17 protein-coding genes and 1 pseudogene are annotated in these 20817 nt (G+C 66.6%); 9 read left to right on the forward strand and 9 right to left on the reverse strand.

The genetic code is table 11. From position 1 onward, the window contains the following. Positions 1-80 precede the first annotated feature (80 nt). Genes KVT39_RS11550 through KVT39_RS11575 form a run of 6 tightly spaced genes read left to right on the forward strand, consistent with a single transcriptional unit; the run spans position 81 to position 7257 of the window. A complete protein-coding gene (locus KVT39_RS11550; RefSeq protein ID WP_105391502.1) occupies positions 81-659 on the forward strand; it encodes a penicillin-binding protein activator LpoB in 579 nt (192 codons plus the stop codon). 32 nt (positions 660-691) lie between these two features. Continuing rightward, on the forward strand, positions 692-2146 hold the full coding sequence (locus tag KVT39_RS11555) for a PelD GGDEF domain-containing protein (RefSeq protein ID WP_105391449.1): 1455 nt from the start codon (positions 692-694) through the stop codon (positions 2144-2146). Next, positions 2139-3239, forward strand: a complete 1101-nt coding sequence (locus KVT39_RS11560; RefSeq protein ID WP_244099549.1) for a hypothetical protein — start codon at positions 2139-2141, stop codon at positions 3237-3239. The genes KVT39_RS11555 and KVT39_RS11560 overlap by 8 nt, the downstream gene beginning before the upstream one ends. After that, positions 3236-4882 carry a GT4 family glycosyltransferase PelF gene (pelF, locus tag KVT39_RS11565; RefSeq protein WP_105391447.1) on the forward strand — a complete coding sequence of 549 codons (1647 nt, stop codon included), beginning with the start codon at positions 3236-3238 and terminating at the stop codon, positions 4880-4882. The genes KVT39_RS11560 and pelF overlap by 4 nt, the downstream gene beginning before the upstream one ends. Beyond that, on the forward strand, positions 4882-6255 hold the full coding sequence (gene pelG, locus KVT39_RS11570; protein WP_217589105.1) for an exopolysaccharide Pel transporter PelG: 1374 nt from the start codon (positions 4882-4884) through the stop codon (positions 6253-6255). Before pelF ends, pelG begins: the two co-directional genes overlap by 1 nt. Positions 6256-6300: 45 nt before the next feature. Next, complete coding sequence (locus KVT39_RS11575) at positions 6301-7257, forward strand: endo alpha-1,4 polygalactosaminidase (protein WP_175748057.1); 957 nt, start codon at positions 6301-6303, stop codon at positions 7255-7257. Positions 7258-7300: 43 nt separating this feature from the next. Here KVT39_RS11575 and KVT39_RS37965 read toward each other — a convergent pair. The 4 genes and pseudogenes from KVT39_RS37965 to KVT39_RS11590 form a co-directional block, all read right to left on the reverse strand. Continuing rightward, a pseudogene (locus KVT39_RS37965) lies at positions 7301-7543 on the reverse strand (methyl-accepting chemotaxis protein); the annotation flags it as partial. 193 nt (positions 7544-7736) lie between these two features. Continuing rightward, positions 7737-8573 (reverse strand): ABC transporter ATP-binding protein, encoded by an 837-nt coding sequence (locus KVT39_RS11580; protein ID WP_217589107.1) that lies wholly within the window; start codon positions 8571-8573, stop codon positions 7737-7739. Next, positions 8570-9424, reverse strand: coding sequence for an ABC transporter permease (locus tag KVT39_RS11585; RefSeq protein ID WP_217589108.1), 855 nt, complete (start codon positions 9422-9424; stop codon positions 8570-8572). The genes KVT39_RS11580 and KVT39_RS11585 overlap by 4 nt, the downstream gene beginning before the upstream one ends. 10 nt (positions 9425-9434) lie before the next feature. Next, positions 9435-10427, reverse strand: coding sequence for an aliphatic sulfonate ABC transporter substrate-binding protein (locus KVT39_RS11590; protein ID WP_217589109.1), 993 nt, complete (start codon positions 10425-10427; stop codon positions 9435-9437). A gap of 344 nt (positions 10428-10771) precedes the next feature. On the opposite strand from KVT39_RS11590, the gene KVT39_RS11595 reads away from it, so the two are divergent. Beyond that, positions 10772-12199 carry an MFS transporter gene (locus KVT39_RS11595; RefSeq protein WP_217589110.1) on the forward strand — a complete coding sequence of 476 codons (1428 nt, stop codon included), beginning with the start codon at positions 10772-10774 and terminating at the stop codon, positions 12197-12199. Between the two features lie 121 nt (positions 12200-12320). Here KVT39_RS11595 and KVT39_RS11600 read toward each other — a convergent pair whose 3' ends face one another. Together KVT39_RS11600 and KVT39_RS11605 are read right to left on the reverse strand one after the other, a co-directional pair. After that, positions 12321-13721, reverse strand: a complete 1401-nt coding sequence (locus KVT39_RS11600) for an LLM class flavin-dependent oxidoreductase (protein WP_105391440.1) — start codon at positions 13719-13721, stop codon at positions 12321-12323. Next, entirely contained in the window at positions 13718-14977 is a 1260-nt protein-coding gene (locus KVT39_RS11605; RefSeq protein WP_217589111.1) for a monooxygenase, read from the reverse strand. Before KVT39_RS11605 ends, KVT39_RS11600 begins: the two co-directional genes overlap by 4 nt. 291 nt (positions 14978-15268) lie before the next feature. On the opposite strand from KVT39_RS11605, the gene KVT39_RS11610 reads away from it, so the two are divergent. Further along, a complete protein-coding gene (locus KVT39_RS11610; RefSeq protein WP_217589112.1) occupies positions 15269-16507 on the forward strand; it encodes an SfnB family sulfur acquisition oxidoreductase in 1239 nt (412 codons plus the stop codon). 248 nt (positions 16508-16755) lie between these two features. Here KVT39_RS11610 and deoC read toward each other — a convergent pair whose 3' ends face one another. Beyond that, positions 16756-17436, reverse strand: a complete 681-nt coding sequence (deoC, locus tag KVT39_RS11615) for a deoxyribose-phosphate aldolase (protein ID WP_217589114.1) — start codon at positions 17434-17436, stop codon at positions 16756-16758. A 146-nt stretch (positions 17437-17582) separates the two neighbouring features. Here deoC and deoR point away from each other — a divergent pair, with 146 nt between their 5' ends. After that, complete coding sequence (gene deoR / locus KVT39_RS11620; protein ID WP_034184585.1) at positions 17583-18353, forward strand: DNA-binding transcriptional repressor DeoR; 771 nt, start codon at positions 17583-17585, stop codon at positions 18351-18353. A 22-nt stretch (positions 18354-18375) separates the two neighbouring features. On the opposite strand, the gene KVT39_RS11625 is transcribed toward deoR, so the two are convergent. Both KVT39_RS11625 and fucP read right to left on the reverse strand, forming a co-directional pair. Beyond that, positions 18376-19428 (reverse strand): aldose 1-epimerase family protein, encoded by a 1053-nt coding sequence (locus KVT39_RS11625; RefSeq protein ID WP_217589116.1) that lies wholly within the window; start codon positions 19426-19428, stop codon positions 18376-18378. A 2-nt stretch (positions 19429-19430) separates the two neighbouring features. Further along, the gene (gene fucP, locus KVT39_RS11630; RefSeq protein WP_217589118.1) at positions 19431-20804 is read right to left on the reverse strand and encodes an L-fucose:H+ symporter permease; all 1374 of its coding nucleotides are present in this window, start codon (positions 20802-20804) and stop codon (positions 19431-19433) included. Between the last annotated feature and the right edge of the window lie 13 nt (positions 20805-20817).

The following is a 20817-nucleotide window of genomic DNA, read 5'->3' on the forward strand; positions in this document are numbered from 1 at the left end:
GATGCGTACCTGGATGCACGGATCAACGCGGTACGACGCGGCAAACAATGAAGTGACAGAGGAGTGGTTCGATGAACACGATGAACGAAACGGCCAGCCGGTCCGGATGGTCGCATGGGGCTGACGTGTCGCGCGTTGCCCGCTGGTCGGCGGCGATTGCGTTGTCGGCGGCGGTGCTCGCCGGTTGCGGCTCGATCCGGCAGACCGGCGCGCCGGCACTCGCGGCGAACGATGCGGTGGCGATCGCGCCGATCGCAAACTTCACCGAAACGCCCGCGGCCGGCGGTAGCGCCGCGGCGCTTGCGGCGACCGTGCTGCGCGCGAACGGCCTGACCGATGTGCGTATCGCGCCCGCCGAGGGCAGCGGCAACGCGATGTTCGACACTGCGCAGCGCGACACCGGCGAGCGCCGGCTCGCGTGGGCGCGCGAGCAGCACGTGAAGTACGTGCTGGCCGGTGCGGTCGAGGAGTGGCGCTACAAGGTCGGCGTCGACGGCGAGCCGGTCGCGGGGCTGACCTTCGAACTCGTCGATGTCGAGTCGGGCCAGGTTGTCTGGAGCGCGGCGGGCACGCGCAGCGGCTGGAGCCGTTCGAGCCTGTCGAGCGTCGCGAACGCGCTGGTCGGCCGCCTGCTCGCGCCATTGCGGCCGCGCTCGTGACGCATGCCGACACGCCTGACCGGAAGACAGCCGTGAGCCACGCGAACGCACCCAACGACCCCCAGGGCCAGGCCGGTCCGGCCGCGGCGTCGACGCGTTCGCGCCACGCGAATCCGTTCGGTCATCTAAGCGCGGTGCGCCGTTTCGTCGCGCCGGCCGCTGCACGACCGATGTCGGTCGTCGAAACGATCGTCTTCATGCTGGTCGTGCTCGCGCTTGCGTGGCATTTCGACAGGAGCGATCCGCTGCTGCTGCACGCGGGTTTTCCGTGGTTATGGTTTGCACCGCTCGTCGTCGCGCTGCGTTACGGGACGCTGCTCGGGCTGCTCGCGAGCGCGCTGATGATCGGCGCATGGCAGCTTTTTGCAAATGCGCACGCGGCCGGTGAAGCGTGGCCGCTGCTGTTCTTCACCGGCGGTCTGCTGCAAACGATCGTCGCCGGCCACTTCGGCGATACGTGGGGCGCCCGCGCGAACCGCGCGAACGCGATCAACGACTACCTGAACGACCGCCTCTCCGCGATTACGAACAGCCACTATCTGATGCGACTGTCGCACGAGCGGCTCGAAATGGATCTGCTGTCGAAGCCGACGACGCTGCGCGATTCGATCGCCGAACTGCGCCGTCTGTCGATCGCGCACGGACTCGAAGCGCCGCCGCGGGCCGCGGCGAACGACGTACCACTGCCCGGCGTGCGCGAGCTGCTCGAATTCGTCGCTCAGGCGTGCCAGATCGAAGTGGCCGCGCTGTATCCGGTCGACGGTGGGATGAACGTGCCGAAGGTCGCGCGCGAACCGGTCGCGCGGCTCGGCGATGCGTTCGATTTCGACCCGCGCGACGACCTTGTCGTGCGCGCGCTCGAAACGAAAAGCGTCGCGCATCTGAAGAACGGCGAGGGCCTCGCGCCAAGCACGACGCTGCTGGTCTGCGCGCCGCTCGTTTCTGCCGACGGACGCCTGATCGCGCTGCTCGCGATCAAACGGATGCCGTTTCTGTCGCTGAATTTCGACAATCTGCAATTGCTGCTCGTGCTGCTCGGCTATTACGCGGACGGCGTCGTGCATTCGCATCTCGTGCGCGACGTGCTTGCGGCGGTACCGGCATGCCCATACGAATTCGCGCTCGACGTCGCGCGTCTGACGCGGCTGCAGTGCGAGGCGGGGATCGCGTCGTCGCTGGTCGCGCTGGTGTTCCAGCACAACGACGCGGGCGATTCGTTCTTCGAGCATGTGATGCGCCGCCGCCGCTCGCTCGACCTGATGTGGTCGCTGAAGACGCCGACGCAGTCGGTCCTCGTGAACCTGATGCCCGCGACCGACACGATCGGCGTCGACGGTTATCTCGCGCGGATCGAATCGAGTCTCGCGGCGCAGTTCAATCTCGATCTCGAAGGCGCGCGGATCGGCGTGCATACGCTGCATCTCGGCAGCCTCGAACCGGGGCTCGCATTGCAGCGCTTGCTGGAGCGAAGCGGCGTCCATGTCTAGGCCCCTCGATCCTTCGGCGCGTTTTTCCGCGCGCGACGCGTTGCCGGTGCCGGCGGCATCGGTGCCGATCGCGCTCGCGGCGCTCGTCGGCATCGCGCTCGTCGCGGCGCTGCAGTATGCGGTGCTCGCGCAGTTCGTCGATTTCGTGCATGCGTCGGCGATGCCTGTCGCGGCGTCGTGGCTCGATCCGCTGTGGCCGGTGTTCGGCGCGGCGGTTATCGGGGGCGCCGCGCAGGCGCTGCTGTATCGACTGTTGCTGTCGCAACGTTATCGCACGCCCCGCAACGCGACGCTCGCGGCGCTGTGGCTCGCGTGCACGTTCGTGCCGGTGGGCGGCGGGCTCGTCGTGCTTGCCGGCTGCGTCTGGGCCGCGTGCTGGCCCGCGAAGCGCGCCGACGACGCGTATGCCGACGTGCCGGTACCCGAGTTCGTCTCGTACCTCGTGTCACGCGTCTCGCACGGCGGCGGCGCGCGTCTGAAGGCGCGTCTCGTGAATACGCAGGTGACCGCGTCGGACCGGCTCGCCGCGCTCGTCGTGATCCAGAGCATGCCGACGCGCACGACCGGCACGCTGCTGCGCGACTTGCTCGCCGATCCGATCGAAGACGTGCGGCTGATCGCGTACGGCACGCTTGACCGCGCCGAGAACGAGATCATGCAGAACATTTTCCAGACGCAGCAGACGCTCGACGACGCCCGAGACGGGGAAACGCGCCAGGCGATCCACCGCCGGCTCGCCGAGCTGTACTTCGAGCTGGTCTATCGGAACCTCGTGCAGGGCGCGGTCTACCGGCACACGCTGGAACAGGCCGACCGTCATGCGCAGGCCGCGCTCGCGATCGACGCAAGCGATGCGGCGCTGTGGCTGATTCGCGGCCGGCTCGCGCTCGCGATCGGCGACGCGGAAGCGGCCACGCAATACATGGCACGCGCGTTCGCGTTAGGCTTTCCGCGCGATCGCCTCGTGCCGTGGCTCGCCGAAGCGGCGTTCCTGCGCGGCGATTATTCGCGCGTGGCCGAACTTCTCGCATCGCTCGGCAACGCGGCCGCGGTGCCCGTTCTCAAACCCGTCGTGCGTTACTGGTCGTCATGAAACCGTCCATTCACCGTCGCGCTGGTCCGTCGACCGAAATCGACGTCTGCCTGCTGCTCGAAGGTACGTTCCCGTACGTGCGCGGCGGCGTGTCGAGCTGGGTCAACGAGATGATCCGCGCGTACCCGCGGACGCGCTTCGCGATCGCGTTCATCGGCAGCCGCGAGGAGGACTATCGCGGCGCCGCGTACGAGTTGCCCGACAACGTCCTTCACTTCGAAGCACATTACCTGTACGGCGACGTGCCCGCCGATGCGGGCACCGCGCGGGAAATTCCCGGAGATCCCGAAGCGTTCGCACGCTCGGCGGCGCTGCACGATGCGTGGCGCGGGCAGGGTGCGGGCGGTGCAGCCGCGGACCCCGCTGCGCTGATGGCCGACATGGTCCGGCTGATCGGCGACGACGGATCGCTGAACGAGCGGCAGTTCACCACGAGCCGCGCGGCGTGGGACTTCATCGTCGAGCGTTATCACCGCTACTGCACGGATCCGTCGTTTACCGACTACTTCTGGACCGTGCGCATCATGCACAAGCCGCTGTGGCAGCTGGCGCGGATCGCGCGCGGGCTACCGACGGCGCGCGTCTATCACACGGTATCGACGGGCTATGCGGGTTTTCTCGGCGCGCTGCTGCATTACCGAACAGGCCGGCCGCTGCTCGTCTCGGAGCACGGCATCTATACGAAGGAACGCAAGATCGACCTGCTGCAAAGCGAATGGATCCGTGACAATCGCGGTGCGTTCGAACGCGACATCTCGAGGATCAGCTATTTCCGCGAGCTGTGGGTGCGTTTCTTCGAAGCGCTCGGCAAGTGCGCGTACGACGCGGCCGACGAGATCGTCGCGCTTTACGAGACCAACCGCCGCCGCCAGATTGCCGACGGCGCGGACGCGGCGCGCACGCGCAACATCCCGAACGGCGTGGATGTCGACGGGCTCGCGCCGCTGCTCGACAAGCGCGTCGACGGTCCGCGTCGCGTCGTTGCGCTGATCGGTCGCGTGGTGCCGATCAAGGACATCAAGACGTTCATCCGCGCCGTCTTCATCGCGTCGCGGACGATGCCGGACATCGAAGGCTGGATCGTCGGGCCGGAAGAGGAGGATCCGGCCTATGCGCAGGAGTGCCGAGCGCTCGCGCAGAGCCTGGGGCTCGCGAAGGCGGTGCGTTTTCTCGGCTTCCAGCGGATTCACGACATCCTGCCGAAGGTCGACGTGATTGCGCTGACGTCGATCAGCGAGGCGCTGCCGCTCGTCGTGCTCGAAGGCTTCGCGGCCGGCGTGCCGGCGATCACGACCGACGTCGGGTCGTGCCGGCAACTGATCGAAGGGCTCGGCGACGAAGACCGCGTGCTCGGTGCGGCGGGCTCGGTCGTGCCGATCGCGAACCCGGCTGCGTTCGCGCAGGCGGTGCTCGACCTGCTCTGCGACGCGTCGCGCTGGCAGGCCGCGCAACGGGCCGGCCTCGCGCGCGTGCGGCGTTTCTATACGCGCGCGCAGATGATCGACCGGTACCGGACGCTGTACGACACGCTGGCGGCCACCCCCGACCGGCCACGCGGCGCGCAAGCGGCCGCGGCAGGCTGCCCGGTTCATCATCTGCGCGACGGCGCGGCTGCGTCCAACCCCGGCAAGGAGACTCGCTGATGGCCGGCATCGGTTTCGAACTGCGCAAGATCCTGCGGCAGCAGACGCTCTTCGGCGTCGCGCGCGCGTATGCGTACGCGGGGTTGATCAGTTCCGGCCCGTTGATCCTGTCGATCTTCGGGATTCTGATCATCGGTCTGCTGAGCCTCGCGTTCGTGATTCCGAAGTATGCGATCGTCCAGTTCCAGGTGTCGGTGACTTATCTGATCGCGGGAAGCCTGATTCTCACGGGACCATTGCAGCTGTCGTTCACGCGCTTCATCTCGGACCGTCTGTTCGAAAAGCGCGACGGCCTCGTGCTGTCGAACTACAACGGCGTCGTGCTGCTCGCCACCGCGGCAGCGGGGTTCGTCGGTTTCGTCGCGGTTGCGGTCGGGTTTCGCGGCGAGCCGCTGCTGTATCGCATGCTGATGGTCGCGGGCTTCGTCATCGTCAGCAACATCTGGATCGCGGTGATCTTTCTGTCGAGCGTGAAGCAGTACCGGCAGATTCTCGCGGTGTTCCTCGTCGGCTACGGCTGCACGGTTGCGTTCGCGTTGATGCTGAACCGGCACGGCATCTCGGGGCTGCTCGGCGGTTTCGTCGCGGGGCACTTCGTGCTGTTCATCGGTCTCTCGGGGCTGATCTACCGTAACTACCGCAGCGATCGCTTCATCTCGTTCGAGACGCTCGACCGGCGCTTCGCGTACCCGACGCTCGCGCTCGTCGGGCTGCTGTTCAATCTCGGCGTGTGGCTCGACAAGTTCATGTTCTGGTACGCGCCGGGCACGGGCGCGCAGGTGGTCGGGCTGCTGCATGCGTCAGTGATCTACGATATTCCGGTGTTCATCGCATACGTCTGCGTGATGCCGGGGATGGCGACGTTCCTCGTGCGGATCGAGGCGGACTTCGTCGAGTATTACGATGCGTTCTACGAAGCGGTGCGCAACGGCGCGACGCTGCGACACATCAACGACATGCGCGACATGATGGTCGGTAGCGTGCGCGCGGGGCTCTACGAGATCGTCAAGGTGCAGGCCGTCGTGCTGCTGCTGATCGTCGCGTTCGGTCACCGGCTGCTGGAGGCGCTGCACATCTCGACGCTGTATCTGCCGCTTCTGATCGTCGACGTAATCTCGGCGAGTCTGCAGGTGCTGTTGCTGGGTTTGCTGAACGTGTTCTTTTATCTCGACGCGCGGCGCGTGGTGGTGGCGCTGTCCGCGGCTTTCGTCGTGCTGAACGGCGTGCTGACCGGCATCACGCTGCGGATGACGCCCGACGCGTACGGCTACGGCTTCGCGCTCGCTCTGCTGATTCTCGACGTCGCGGCGGTGCTGTTGCTCGACCGAAAATTCGGCCGCCTCGAATACGAGACCTATATGTTGCGTCATTGAGGTGATCCGTTGTCTTTTCGTCTTCATCCGTTGCGTGGGCCGTCGATGACGCCGATCGTACTGTTCACCGTTGCCGTGGCGCTTGTCGTCATCGGCGCACTGTGGGCGCGGGCGGTGTATGCACAATCCGCGCAGTCCGCGCCATTCGCAAACGCATGCGGTCCGGCCGATGCGGCGCATCTGCAGTCGGTCGCGTTCTTCTATGGCAACGACGTGCCGGTCGACCGGCTTGCGAAGTTCGGCGTCGTCGTGGTCGAGCCGGACAGCGGTTTCGATCCGCGTGCGCAACATGCGCCGCGCCCGGCGTGGTTCGCGTACGTGAGCGTCGGCGAGGTGACACGCGAGCGGGACTATGCGCGCAAGATGCCGAAGCGCTGGCTGCTCGGACGCAATACGACATGGGCGTCGACGGTGGTTGACCAGTCCGCGCCGGGCTGGCCGGCGTTCTTCGTCGAGCATGTGATCGCGCCGTTGTGGGCGCATGGCTACCGTGGCTTCTTTTTCGATACGCTCGATTCGTACCAGCTCGTCGCGAAGACCGACGCGGCGCGCGCGAAGCAGGAGGCGGGGCTTGTTGCGGTGATTCACGCGGTGAAGGCGCGCTACCCGAAGGCGGAACTCATCCTCAACCGCGGCTTCGGAATCCTGCCGCAGGTGCACGATGCGGTCGCCGCGGTTGCGTTCGAATCGCTGTTCGGCAACTGGGACCAGCGCAACCGGAATTACGACGCGGTGCCTGCGGCGGATCGCGACTGGTTGCTCGCGCAAGCAAAGACGATCCGCGAACGCTACGGACTGCCGGTGATCTCGATCGACTATTGCGCGCCGGACGATGCCGCATGCCGCGGCACGATCGTCGCGAAGATCCGCGCTGCGGGACTCATTCCGTATGTGACCGACGGCGCATTGCGCACCGTCGGAGCGGGGCCGGACGCGGCTGCAACGTCCGATGTCGCTCCCGCTTCATCCGATGCGCCGTGCGATGCATCCGGTGCAGACTAGGGCGAGGAGGCCACAACGCCTTCGAAACCAGACATCGGCGCCGCCCGCGGCTCTGCTCGCTCGATGCCGCCGCGATCTCGCCCAAGATGTCCGTCACGCGCACCACCGCCTGCGTCACCTGGTCCATGGTGTCGCCCGCATTGTGCGCGAGACGCGAGCCATCCTGAATCTTCTGGACCGATTGCGTGATCAGTTGCCGAATTTCCTTCGCGGCGGCCGATGAATGTTGCGCGAGACTTCTCACTTCGCTGGCCACGACCGCGAAGCCGCGGCCTTGTTCGCCCGCGCTACCGGACCATGCCTGGTCTCGATCTGGTCGATTTTTCGTACCAGCTCGGCGGGCCTGGTAAGCGTCGTGCAGGAAAATGCTACGGAAATCGATCCACGCCAATCAATCTGAAAATTCGAGAATTTCCCGGAGAACCCTTGTAGGACGGGCTTCTTTGAGCATGCGTCGACACGATCCATGCCGATGATCATCAAAACGCTCGGATTCCGGATCCGGATACCTGACGGTCATGCGGCTCGTGCCCCGTGCCGTCGGCACGATCGCGAAAGCGCTGGAACGCGTCGAGCAATCGCGCGCGCTGCGCGGCCAGCGACGGGTCGCGCCGATCGCGCGGCCGCGCGATCTCGACGTGGATCTCGTCGTCGACACGGCCCGGGTTCGGCGCGAGCATCAGCACGCGATCGCCGAGATACAGCGCCTCGTCGAGATCGTGCGTGACGACGATCGCGGCCATCCGGTGCCGGTGAACCACATCGAGCAGCAGCGTTTGCAACCGCATCCGGGTGATCGCGTCGACCGCGCTGAACGGTTCGTCGAGCAGCAGCAGGTCAGGTTCGCCGAACAACCCGCGCGCGATCGCGGCGCGCTGGGCCATCCCGCCCGACAACGTGGCCGGTAATTGCCGCGCGGCGCCGGCAAGGCCGACTTCGTCGAGCAGCCGTGCGACGCTCGGTTCGCGGCCGCCTCGCGGGCCGGACGCGAAGCCGACGTTGTCCGCGATCGACAGCCACGGCAGCAGTCGCGGTTCCTGAAAAATGACGCCGACGCGCGGAGATGGCCCGTCGAGCGCGATTCCGTCGATCTTCACGCTACCGCGGAAGTCCGTGTCGAGACCGGCGACGATCCGCAGCAGCGTGCTTTTCCCGCACCCGCTCGGGCCAACGATGCAGACGATCTCGCCGCGCGCGACCTGCAGCGGGACGTCGACGAGGATCGTCTGGTCTCCGTAAAGCTTGCGGGCGATCCGCAGGTCGAGCAGCGGCGTAGCGGTGCCCGCTGTCGTGTGCGCAGAAGAGAGCGTGCTCATTTCGACGCCTCGTGCGTCGGGTTGTCGAATGCGTCGCGCCAGCCGAGCCAGTGCGACTCGATGCGCCGCATCGCACCGTCGGTCAGCTTGCCGAGCAATGCGAGCAGCAGGATCGCGCCGAACACGAGATCGGGGCGCCCGGTTTCCCGGCCGTCGCTCAACAGGAAGCCGAGGCCGCGCGTGGCCGCGATCAGCTCCGCGGCGACCATGAACATCCACGCCAGGCTGAGGCCGGTACGCAGGCCGGTGACGATCTGCGGCAGCGCGGCCGGCAGCAGGATTCGACGGAACAGCGCAGCCGGGCCAAGCCGGTATACCGCGCCGAGCTCGACGAGCTTGCGGTCGACGTCGCGAATCCCGGCGACCACCGCCAGATGAACCGGAAAGAATGCGCCGATCGCAATCAGCGTGATCTTCGGCGCTTCGTCGATGCCGAGCCACAGCAGTAGCACGGGCACCCACGCGAGCGACGGGATCGCGCGCAGCGCCTGGAACGTCGGCTCCAGCAGCGCGTCGATCCGGCGGCTCAGGCCCATCGCCGCGCCGACGGCGAGTGCGAGCCCGGCACCGGCCGCGAAACCTGCCGCGACCCGAAGTGTGCTCGCGCCGATATGGTGCGCGATGCGTGTGATGCCCATCCGGGCGAGCGTATCGAGAATCTCGCTCGGCGCCGGGACGAGGTGGTCCGGCAGCCAGCCGTGCCGCACGCCGTATTCCAGCAGCGCGAGCGCGGCGAACGGCAATGCTAGGCCCGCGATGCGCCACGCGCGAAGCGGGTCGCGCCGGCTCGCGCGGGGCGATGCAAGGCGGTGGGGCGCGAGCGCGTCGTCGCGAGTGGCGGTGTCCGTCATCGGCGTGAACTCAGTGCGACGCGGCGACGAGCGGGCGCGCAAATGCCGGATCGATCAGCGTATCGACAACCTTCGCGGCATCGACGCCGGGCCTGGTCAACTGTTCGGCCGTCAGTACCGGCGCCGCTGCCTTCAGCGCTGCGCGTTGGGTATCGCCCGGCACCGGATCGCTGAAGTCGTTGCGCTGAAGCTGCAGTTTCGCAACCGGCAGCGATACCTTCGATTCGTCGGCGACGATCTGCGCGGTGTCAGCCGGATGCGCGATGATCCATTGGCGCGCGCGATCGTAGACCTTCAGCACGCGCGTGACCGCCTGCGGGTACTGGCTGGCGAATGCGTCGCGCACGTTCAGGAAACCATACGTATTGAATGCGATGTTGCGGTACAGCAGGCGTGCGCCGTCGTCGAGCTGTGCTGCTGCCATGTGCGGATCGAGACCGGCCCATGCGTCGACCTGACCGTTCGCGAGTGCGGTGCGCCCGTCCGGATGCTGCAGGTTCACGATCTCCACATCGTCGCGCGTCAGGCCGGCGGTGTGCAGCGCGCGCAGCGTGAACAGGAACGGATCGGTGCCGCGCGTCGCGGCGATTTTCTTGCCCTTCAGGTCCGCGAGCGAGCGGATCGGCGAATCCTTGCGGACCACGAGCGCGGTCCACTCCGGGCGCGAGAACACGTATACGGCGTGGATCGGGTTGCCGTTCGCGCGCGCGAGCACCGACGCGAGCCCCGCAGCCGAGCCGAAGTCGACCGCGCCGCTGTTCAGGTATTCCAGCGCGCGATTGCTGCCGAGACTCAGCACCCAGCGAATCGACGTGCGGTCGGCCTTGAACTCGTCGTCGAGCCAGCCGAAGTGGCGGATCACCAGGCTCTCCGGCGAGTAGTACGCGTAGTCGACGCGGATTTCCGCGGGGGATGCCGCACGTGCGTGCATCGATACGAGACCGGCGAACGCGGCAACGACGATGGTCGCGGATTGCCATGCGCGGGACCAGGACAGCTTCATCGGGGAATCTCCGGAAGAGCGGCAACGTGCCGCGAACAGGCAGGGTGACCGTCCAATGTACCGAAGCGCCGGCGAATCGATAACGAAGAAATCGACGATTGCACATGCACGCTGCTGCTAAGCGCACGCGACGAGCAACTTTATGACGCACACCGAATAATTTATCGCGTTATATCGCTTGGGATAACCGGATCGCGAGAACAGAATCTCCGCTGCCGGAACTCGACGACAGTACGTGCCGACGGTCGAGCATTCGTTCCGCTCACTGTCGATAGCGAATGCGCGTGCCGCGTTCCCGGCTCCCTGTGGATATCGCCGAACATTCGGCGCAACAAAGGAATGCGATGAGTTCGATCGATCTGAACGCGGTCACGCCGGTTTCCGCGCCTATCCGCTCCGCGAGCGACGTGGCGCGCCTGATCAATACGACGGACAGTTCCGTCAGCCATGCGCGGATGATCGTGCTGCTCGCGCTCGGCGGCGTGTTTCTCGATGCATACGACCTGACGACGTTGTCCTACGGCATCGACGACGTCGCGCGCGAGTTCGGCCTGACGCCCGCGCTGACCGGGCTGGTCGGTTCGGCGATCATGATCGGCACGATCTTCGGCAGCCTGATCGGCGGGTGGCTGACCGACAGGATCGGCCGTTATCAGGTGTTCATGGCCGACATGCTGTTTTTCGTGATCGCCGCGATCGCGGCCGGGCTGGCGCCGAACGTCTGGGTGCTGATCGGCGCACGCTTCGTGATGGGGCTCGGTGTCGGTATCGACCTGCCCGTCGCGATGGCGTTTCTCGCGGAATTCTCGAAGTTCAACGGCCGCGGCAACAAGGCGTCGCGGCTCGCCGCGTGGTGCCCGATGTGGTACGTGGCGTCGTCGGTCTGTTTCCTGCTGATCTTCGGCCTGTATTTCCTGCTGCCGGCCGAGCACGCGGGTTGGCTTTGGCGCGCGTCGCTGATCTTCGGCGCGGTGCCTGCGCTCGTCATCATTCTGGTCAGGAATCGTTTCATGAACGAATCGCCGCTGTGGGCCGCGAACCAGGGCGACCTGGCCAATGCCGCGCGTATCCTTCGCGAGTCGTACGGCATTCACGCACACGAAGCGGAGGACGCACGACGCGAGCCGAGCCAGCCGCCCGTGCGGATTCGCGTGCTGTTCCAGCGCCCGTATCTCGGACGCACGATCGTCGCCAGCGTGATGAACCTGTGCATCCCGTTCGAATACACGGCGATTGCGTTTTTCCTGCCGTCGATCCTGTCGCAGTTTCTCGGCGCGGGCGTGTTCGAGACGATCGCGGCATCGCTCGCGCTGAACGTCCTGTTCGCGTTTACCGGCGGCTTGCTGGGCATGCGCCTCGCGTATCGATATCCGTCGCGTCATGTCGCGATCGCGGGCTTCGCGCTGCAGTTCGTCGCGCTTGTCGCGCTTGCGCTGGCCGGACATCCGCACGGTGCGCTCGCGGTCGGCACCGTGCTGCTGATGCTCGGCACCTGGCTGTTCGCCGAAGGTTTCGGGCCGGGTGCGCAGATGATGATCTATCCGACCTTGTCTTACCCGGCGTCGATCCGCGGCACCGGTGTCGGCTTCGGGCGTTCGCTGTGCGGCATCGGTCAGGCGCTTGCGCTGTTCGTGCTGCCGATCCTGCAGGCCCGTCTCGGTACGGACATGTTCTGGGTCGTCGCGATCAGTGCGGTCACGCCGATCGTGTTTCTGTTGATCGTGCGTTACGAGCCGACGGCACGCGACATCGACGACGAAAGCGCCGCGTAAACGCTGGCGGGGGCGCGTTCGCCGCCCCGGAAAATACCAACGGCTTCGTCGGACCGCACGAAGCCGTTTGCGTTGAAGCCGGTCGCCGCCTAATGCGGGCAAGCCGGCTTCGACATTTCCGTCAGGCGCTGACGATCTCCCGCTCGGCATCGCGCTTGACCTGCTCGATATCGCGAAACTGCGCGGCCGGATGCTCATCCGGCAGCCGCGCCGTGCCGCCGAACAGTTTCTCGCGCAGCGTGCCCGGCGCATATTGCGTCGGATAGACGCCGCGCCGCTGCAGCTCCGGAACGAGGTAGCGCACGATGTCTTCGAAGGTTTCATGCGCGACCGCATACGCGAGATTGAAGCCATCCACGTCGGTTGCGGCAACCCATTCCTGCAGGATGTCCGCGACGGTCGCCGCCGACCCGACGAACACCGGGCCCATTCCGCCGATGCCGCCCCAAGCCGCCAGTGCCTCGATCGTCCATGCGGTGTCGCCGCCCGCGAGGTGCTCGACCGCCGACACGATCGCATTCGTTTCGACGCGCCTGACCGGATCGGCCGGCGCATACTGACCGAAGTCGATGCCGGTCCAGCCGGACATGAAAACCAGCGAGCCGTCGTACGACACGTAGCGGCGGTATTCGTCGAACTTGGCCTGTGCTTTTTCGTCGGTTTCGTCGACGATCACCGTGACGAGGTTGTAGATCAGCACCTTGCGCGGATCGCGGCCCGCGGCGGCGGCCTGCGCGCGCACATCGGCCACGTAGCGCGCGAGCTGCTCGCGGGTCGGCGCGGCGACGAACACGCATTCGGCGTGCTGCGCGGCGAACGCCTTGCCGGGGCCGGACGCGCCGGCCTGAAACAGCACCGGCGTGCGCTGCGGCGACGGTTCGCACAGGTGATAGCCGGGCACGTCGAAGAAGCGGCCCTTGTGGCCGATCTCGTGCACCTTCTCGGGATGCGTGAACACGCGGCCGTCGCGATCGCGCACCACCGCGCCGTCTTCCCAGCTGCCCTCGAACAGCTTGTACAGCACCTCGACGTATTCGGCCGCGACCGCATAACGGTCGTCGTGCGTGCGCAAGCCGTGATCGCCGACGTTCTTCGCGCCACTTTCCAGGTAGGACGTGACGATGTTCCACGCGAGCCGGCCCTTGGTGTGATGGTCGGCGGTCGACAGCCGGCGCGCGAACGTGTACGGGTGCTCGAACGTCGTCGACGCGGTGATGCCGATGCCGAGATGCTCGGTCGCCATCGCGATCGGCGCGGCAAGCTGCAGCGGGTCGTTGACCGGGATCTGCGCGGCCTGGTGCAGCGCGTGGTAGTTGCTGCCCTTGTAGACGTCGTAATAGCCGATCACGTCCGCGATGAAGATCGCGTCGAAGATCCCGCGTTCGAGGATGCGGGCGAGGTCGGTCCAGTAGTCGAGATCCTTGTACTGCCACGAACGGTCGCGCGGATGCGCCCACAGCCCCGGCGACTGATGGCCGACACAGTTCATCTCGAACGCGTTGAAGCGAATGGTCTTGCTCATCGCGCGACTCCCGGTTCCGCGCCGGCGCTCGTGCCGTTGCCGACGCGCCAGACGAACGGCGGCGTGCGACCGTTGATGACCCAGTCGCCGACGATCCGCGCCTTGTAGACGAGCGGATTGTGCGACGACACCGTGCGCGCATTGCGCCAGTGGCGGTCGAGCGCGGTCGTGCTGCGCGTGGCGGACGCGCCAAGTGCGTCGAACAGCCGCGTCGCGGCGCGCAGTACGAGTTCGGACACGACGAGCTGGCTCTGTGCGGATTCGATTTCGGCCGCGACGTTCGCGTCGTGCTCGGCCTGTTCGTCGCCGCCGAAGCGGGTTTCGTAGGCGAGCTGAAGCGGCTGCGCGGCGCGCAACGCGAGCGCGTCGGCCGCATACGCCCATGACGAGATTTCGCCGATCACCTGCTGGAGCTGCGCATCGTCGCCCGCACGTGCGGCGTTGCCGTGGCTGTACACGCGGGTGCGGTTGCGCACGAGTTCACCCGCGTCGCGCACGATCGCGTGGCCGATGCCGGCCAGCGTCGCGACGTGGAACAACTGGTAGAACGCGGTCTGGTACTTGAAGCGGCGTGCGAAGTCGATCACGTTGTCGGCGTCGACCGTCGCATTCTCGAAGCGCGTCGTGCCGCTGCCGGTGGTCGTTTGGCCGAAGCCGTCCCAGTCGTCTTCGCGGATCACGCCGGTTTGCGCGGTCGCGACGGCGACGATCACGTCGCTGCCGTCGTGTGCGCGCTGCGCGAACACGTCGATCCAGTCGGCGAACAGGCTGCCCGTGCTGTAGAACTTCCGCCCGTTCAGCACGAGCCGGCCGTTCTGTTCCGACACCTTCGTGATGGTCTGGCCGAGCGGCACGTCGCCGGCCTCCGACCATGCGTTGCCGACGAGCTGGCCGCTCGCGAACCGGTCGAACCATGTCGTGCGTTGCGGCCCGGGCGGAGTGTTCAGCCAGTCCTCGACGAACGCGAAGTGCCCGCGCAACGCCTGCGGCAGATTGGAATCGGCGGCGGCGAGCTCGATCAGCAGCCGGAACAACTGCGGCAGCGATGCGCCGGCACCGCCGTCGCGTACCGGCAGCCGTACCGCGCCGAAGCCGGCCGCCTTCAGCCAGCCGATCGCTTCGTGCGGCAGTTCGCGGCGGCGTTCGCGTTCGGCGGTGCCGGCGGCGATGCGGTCGAATATCGGCCGGAACCGGCTCGCGAGTGCGTCGTAGTCGGTGCCGGTGGAAAGGTCGGTGTCTGCGTGCGACGAAGTCATGCGGATTTCCTCGAAGGGCGGGCCGTTTGCGCCGGGAGGCCAGTATAGGAAGCGCGGGGCGGGCGTTCCAATAACGGATTCGCAGATCGTTATCGTCGATGAGCATTACGCGGACCGGCTGCGGACGCGCCGACGCTCGGGCATCGATTACGACGCGGAAGCATGATGTCGCGTGCGTGAATCTCCGTGTCGTTTGTGATCCGAAGGAATATCGTTACGAGAATCGCTCGGTTTGACGACCTGCAACGCGCTGCTAGATTGAATGCTTTCGCGATTCGACAGGAGAGCCCGATGTCAGAGACGAGCGCCACGATTCAGGAGCGGTCGGCCGATCAGAAACCGCAAGTGGCCCGAGTGATCGCCGACGACGCACAGGCGATCGCGGCCGCACATGCGCTGGCGCAGCGGCTTGCGGAAGGCGCCGCCGAACGCGATCGGGAGCGCCGGTTGCCGCGCGACGAGATCGAATGGTTCTCGCAGTCTGGGCTATGGGCGATCACGGTGCCGAAGGCATACGGCGGCGCGGGCGTATCGCATGTGACGCTCACCGAGGTGATCAAGATCGTCGCGGCGGCCGATGCGTCGCTCGGACAGTTGCCGCAGAACCATTTCGGGCTGGTCGACGTGATCGCACTGGTCGGCACCGACGCGCAGAAGCGCCATTTCTTCGCGGAAGTGCTGAGCGGCAAGCGGTTCGGCAACGGCTTCTCGGAGAAGGGCACGAAGCACGTGCTCGATCTGAAGACGCGCGTGCGCCGCGACGGCGACGACTATGTCGTCGACGGCACGAAGTTCTACTCGACGGGCGCGCTGTTCGCGCATTACGTGCCGGTGCTCGGTCTCGACGACGCACAGCACGCGTGGCTTGCGTACGTGCCGCAGCCGACGCCTGGGCTGACCGTGATCGACGACTGGTCGGGGTTCGGGCAGCGCACGACCGCGAGCGGCACGGTGGTGCTCGACGGCGTGCGCGTGCCCGCGTCGCATGTGCTGCCCGCGCAGCGCGTGTCGGACGAGCCGACGCTCAATGGCCCGCTGTCGCAGATCATCCAGGCAGCAATCGATGCCGGCATCGCGAAAGCGGCGATCGACGATACGCTGGCGTTCGTGCGCACCCGCACGCGGCCGTGGGTCGACAGCGGCGTCGAACGGGCGGCGGACGATCCGCTGATCCTCCGCGAGATCGGCCGTCTGCACATCCAGCTTCATGCGGCGGAAGCGCTGCTCGAGCGCGCGGCGCGCGCGCTCGACGAGATCGGCGCGCGCGGCACGGTGACCGACGACGATGTCGCGCGCGCGTCGGTCGCGGTCGGCGAAGCAAAGGTGCTGACGACCGAGATTGCACTGCTCGCGGGCGAGAAGCTGTTCGAGCTGGCCGGCACGCAGTCGACGCTCGCCGAGCACAACCTCGACCGGCATTGGCGCAACGCGCGCACGCATACGCTGCACGATCCGGTGCGGTGGAAATATCACCTCGTCGGCAACTACTACCTGAACGGCGTGCGTCCGGCGCGCCATGCGTGGAATTGAGCCGCTCGCGATCGGGCTGATAGCGGATATGCACGTTCCGCAAGTCGCCGACGGTGGCCGTGATTTGCGTATGATCGGTTGCATTTTTGGTCCGCAGCTGCGCTCTGACTCGTCCCCCGAAGCAGGCAAGCCGAATGCGGATCCACGCTTCGCGGCTTGCCGTGGTGGCGAGCGAACGGCTCGTGGCGGTGAATGGAGTTCGACACCGCCGCTGACGGAGTCCGGTTCGGGCACCCGCCCTTCGCGCGTCAATACGCCGAATCGCTGCCGCCCTGATCGCTAACGATCGCCACCCCCGAGCTCGTGCCGAGCCGCGTCGCGCCGGCCTCGAGCATCGCGAGCGCGGTGGCGCGGTCGCGCACGCCGCCGGACGCCTTCACGCCGAGGTCCGGCCCGACCGTGCGGCGCATCAGCGCGACATCCGCGAGCGTCGCGCCGCCGTGGCCGAAGCCCGTCGACGTCTTCACGAACGCGACGCCGAGGTCGCGGCTCATCTCGCACACGCGCACCTTCTCGTCGTCGCTCAGCAGCCCCGTCTCGAGGATCACCTTCAGCGGCACCGCGCCGCATGCGTGCTGCACGGCCGCGATGTCGGCCTTCACGTCGTCGGCGCGGCCGCTCTTCAGCGCGCCGAGGTTGATCACCATGTCGATCTCGCCGGCGCCCGCCGCGATCGCGGCCGACGCCTCGCATGCCTTCGCGGCCGACAGCCCCGCGCCGAGCGGAAAGCCGACCACCGCGCAGACGAGCACGCCGGTATCGGCCAGCTCGCGTGCGGCGAGCGGCACGTTCGCCGAATTCACGCAGACCGAGTAAAAGCGATGCGCGGCCGCCTGGCGGCAGAGTTCGCGGATCTGCGCGTCGTTCGCGTCGGGCGCGAGCAGCGTGTGATCGATGGTTTGGGCGAGTTGGGCGTTGGAAAGCGGCATGTTTCAGGACTCCACGGATCGTGTGCCGGAAAGGCACACGGAAAGTTGATGTTTTCACATCGGTTTGTTACAAATACGACATTCCAGCCGGGCCCGCGCGCCCGGCACGACGAGCGACGAGTGAGACAGGCACGCAGGATACAGGCATGGAAACGAAGAAGGGCGAACGGATCAAGACGCTGATGAACGTGCTGCAAGGGCAGAACGCGATTCATCTGAGGGAAGTCGCCGAGCTGTTCGGCGTGTCCGAGATGACGATCCGCCGCGATCTCGCGGACAACCCGCACGGCCTGAGCCTGATCGGCGGCTACGTGACGCGCCATTTCGCCGCGCAGCGCAGCGACATCGGCGAGTACCTGATCAGCGCCGAGAACAACCGTCAGACCGAGGAAAAGCGCCGCATCGGCAAGCTGGCCGCGCAGTTCGTGACGACCGGCGACACGATCTTCGTCGACTGCGGCTCGACCACGCCGTTCATCGTCGACTTCATTCCGGACGACCTCGAATTCACGGCCGTCTGCAATTCGCTGAACGTGTTCGCGAAGCTGCAGCAAAAGCCGCACTGCAGCGTGATCCTGTGCGGCGGCGCGTATCACCGCAAGAACATGGTGTTCGAGTCGGTCGCCGAAACCGGCATCCTCGACACGGTGCGCGTGTCGAAGGCGTTCATCTCCGCGGCCGGCGTGAGCGACCGCTGCGGCGTCACGTGCTTCAACTTCCACGAAGTCGACGCGAAGAAGAAGGTGATGGCGCGCGCGCAGAACCGCTTCCTGATCGTCGACCACACGAAGTTCGACGAAGTGCGCGCGGCCTATTTCGCCGAACTGACCGACTTCAACTACGTGATCTCCGACGGGCAACTGGGCAGCCGCTACGAAACGGCGATCCGCGAGCACGGGATCGCGCTCGTGACCTGACGCAACGCGGCGGCGCATCGCTTCACGCATCGCGTGCTTCCGCCGCGCTCAGGTAGCCGGTCACCACGTCGAAGCGGCGCGTCGCGCCCGGCGCGAGTGCCGCGACATGGCCCTTGCGGCGTTCGGCTTCATACCCTTCCGGCTCGCAGGTCGACGGCAGCGCGAACGCGGCGACCTGCTGGTCCGCGTTGTGCAGGATCCAGCGCGTCGCATGCGGGAACTGTTCGGGGCGGTACGCGGTGTGGAATGCGCCGCCGTCCGGATGCGCGAGCAGGAAATGCGCGACGCCGTCTGCATCCGTTTCCGCACCGTTCATGAAAAACACGATCTCGGGGTCGTACAGCGCGGGCGTATCGAGTGTCGTGAGCCGTTCAGGTTCGCGTGCGAGCGTGGCCGTATAGTCGCGCCACGCGGCGGTCGGCTTCACGTGTGCGGGCACGCTTTCGCGCAATCGCAATCCGCCGCGCGGCAGCGATTGCACGAAACGGCCGCCCGGCACGTACGCATAGTTCAGGTGTGCCATGTACATCAGGTCCATCGGCGCGCCGCCGAGATTCGTCACGTCCATCGCGATCGTCATCTGCGCGTCGTGCTCCGCGAGGCGCACCGACGGACGCGCGACGTAGTGGCTGCCGAAGCCCTGCACGTATTCGTATTCGCCGGTCACTTCGACCGTTGCGCCGCGCGCATCCGTGCCGACGATCAGGCTTGCGCGATCCATCGGCGCGCACGGCATCTCGCCGTGCAGCGCGTGCGTGTCGTCCGGGCCCGGGCAGCCGTTGCGCAGCAGCCCGCTGTGGAACATGAAGCAGCCGTAGGTATCGATGATCGACGTCGCGCGCTTCGGCTGCCGGAACATGTGCTTCATCGTCAGGTCGCGGCCATCGAACGCGGCGGCCCAGATCATCTGGCCGAGATACGGCAGCACGACGACGTGGCCGCGGCGGTTCTCGAGCTTCAGCGCCTCGACGCCGGACGGATACGCGAACGCGGTGACGGTGATGCCGTCGGTGCGGTACAGCGTGCGCGGCATGTCGCGGAAGTCGTCGCGCCGCAGTTCGATCTCGCCTCGCATGGTTACGCTCCCGACGTGGTGCGCGTCGCCGCGTAGCGCGCGGCCGTTTTGCCGTCGGCCGCCGCGTCGGGCGTCGCGGCCGGCAGGTGGCGCAGGCAGTAGAAGCCGTAGTAGACGATCACGACGAAGCATGCGAGCGGCACGGCGAACGCGAGCTGCATGTTGCCGCCGGTATGGTCGGAAATCAGCCCCTGGATCAGCGGCACGACCGCGCCGCCGACGATGCTCATCACGAGGATCGAGCCGCCGTATTCGGTGTCCTTGCCGAGGCCGTCGATCGTGAGGCCGTAGATCGTCGGCCAGCACGGGCCGAGGAACACGCTCACGCACACTGCTGCGTAGACGGCCGTGATGTTATGCACGCTGATCGTGTACGCGAGCAGCGCGATGCACAGGATGCCGTAGACGATCAGCACCTTGGCCGGGCCGACGCGCTTCATCACGAGCGTCGCGACCAGCTTGCCGACGAAGAACGCGAAGAACGTCGCGAGCAGGTAGCGCGAGGCGCCGCGCTCGGTCAGGCCGCCGATCTGCATCGCGAGCCGGATCGTGAAGCTCCACACGCCGACCTGCGCGCCGACGTACAGGAACTGCGCGACGATGCCCGCGACGAAGCGCCGGTTGCCGAACAGGCGCGCGAGCGTGCCGCGCGCGTCGATCCGGTGCGTGGCCGCGCTCGGCCCGTTGCCCTTGCAGGCCGGGTAGGGCGTGAGCGCAAACACGATGAACACCGCGACGAGCACGACGATCAGCCATTTGTACGGCTCGAGCGTGGCCTGGATCATCGCGAGCTGGTGCACGTGCGCATCGGCCGCCGACATCGCCGCGAGCTGCGCATGCGACGCGTCGCCTTCCTTGAAGATCAGGAAGCTGCCCATGTACACGCCGGCCATCGCGCCGAACGGGTAGAACGTCTGCGAGATGTTCAGCCGCCGCGTGCTGGTGTCGCGCGGGCCCATCAGCGTCGAATACGAGTTCGACGCCGTTTCGAGGAACGACAGGCCCGCGGCGATCACGAACAGCGCGACGAGGAACATCCCGTACTTCGCCATCGACGCGGCCGGGAAGAACAGCAGGCAGCCGGTCGTGTAGAGCAGCAGGCCGACGAGGATCGTCGTCTTGTAGCTGAACTTCTTCACGACGGTCGCGGCGGGGATCGCGAGGAAGAAGTAGCCGAGATAGAACGCGGACTGCACGAACGCCGATTCGAAGTCGGACAGGAAGAACGATTTCTTGAACTGCGCGATCAGCACGTCGTTCAGGTTCGCGGCGGTACCCCACAGCGCGAACAGGCAGCACAGCAGCGTGAATGCGAACAGCGGTGTGCGGGTCAGGTAATAGCCGTTGGGTGTGTGTTCGATTCTGGCTCGGCTCACGGGTGTCTCCTTC

The organism is Burkholderia sp. GbtcB21, from assembly GCF_019091065.1.
GTDB classification, from domain to species: domain Bacteria; phylum Pseudomonadota; class Gammaproteobacteria; order Burkholderiales; family Burkholderiaceae; genus Burkholderia; species Burkholderia pyrrocinia_C.

Excerpts from the sequence above, each read along its gene's own strand:
- KVT39_RS11550 (WP_105391502.1), top strand. The coding sequence starts at position 81 with ATGAACGAAACGGCCAGCCGGTCCGGATGGTCGCATGGGGCTGACGTG.
- KVT39_RS11560 (WP_244099549.1), top strand. The coding sequence starts at position 2,139 with ATGTCTAGGCCCCTCGATCCTTCGGCGCGTTTTTCCGCGCGCGACGCG.
- pelF (WP_105391447.1), top strand. The coding sequence starts at position 3,236 with ATGAAACCGTCCATTCACCGTCGCGCTGGTCCGTCGACCGAAATCGAC.
- pelG (WP_217589105.1), top strand. The coding sequence starts at position 4,882 with ATGGCCGGCATCGGTTTCGAACTGCGCAAGATCCTGCGGCAGCAGACG.
- KVT39_RS11575 (WP_175748057.1), top strand. The coding sequence starts at position 6,301 with ATGACGCCGATCGTACTGTTCACCGTTGCCGTGGCGCTTGTCGTCATC.
- KVT39_RS11580 (WP_217589107.1), bottom strand. The coding sequence starts at position 8,573 with ATGAGCACGCTCTCTTCTGCGCACACGACAGCGGGCACCGCTACGCCG.
- KVT39_RS11585 (WP_217589108.1), bottom strand. The coding sequence starts at position 9,424 with ATGACGGACACCGCCACTCGCGACGACGCGCTCGCGCCCCACCGCCTT.
- KVT39_RS11590 (WP_217589109.1), bottom strand. The coding sequence starts at position 10,427 with ATGAAGCTGTCCTGGTCCCGCGCATGGCAATCCGCGACCATCGTCGTT.
- KVT39_RS11595 (WP_217589110.1), top strand. The coding sequence starts at position 10,772 with ATGAGTTCGATCGATCTGAACGCGGTCACGCCGGTTTCCGCGCCTATC.
- KVT39_RS11600 (WP_105391440.1), bottom strand. The coding sequence starts at position 13,721 with ATGAGCAAGACCATTCGCTTCAACGCGTTCGAGATGAACTGTGTCGGC.
- KVT39_RS11605 (WP_217589111.1), bottom strand. The coding sequence starts at position 14,977 with ATGACTTCGTCGCACGCAGACACCGACCTTTCCACCGGCACCGACTAC.
- KVT39_RS11610 (WP_217589112.1), top strand. The coding sequence starts at position 15,269 with ATGTCAGAGACGAGCGCCACGATTCAGGAGCGGTCGGCCGATCAGAAA.
- deoC (WP_217589114.1), bottom strand. The coding sequence starts at position 17,436 with ATGCCGCTTTCCAACGCCCAACTCGCCCAAACCATCGATCACACGCTG.
- deoR (WP_034184585.1), top strand. The coding sequence starts at position 17,583 with ATGGAAACGAAGAAGGGCGAACGGATCAAGACGCTGATGAACGTGCTG.
- KVT39_RS11625 (WP_217589116.1), bottom strand. The coding sequence starts at position 19,428 with ATGCGAGGCGAGATCGAACTGCGGCGCGACGACTTCCGCGACATGCCG.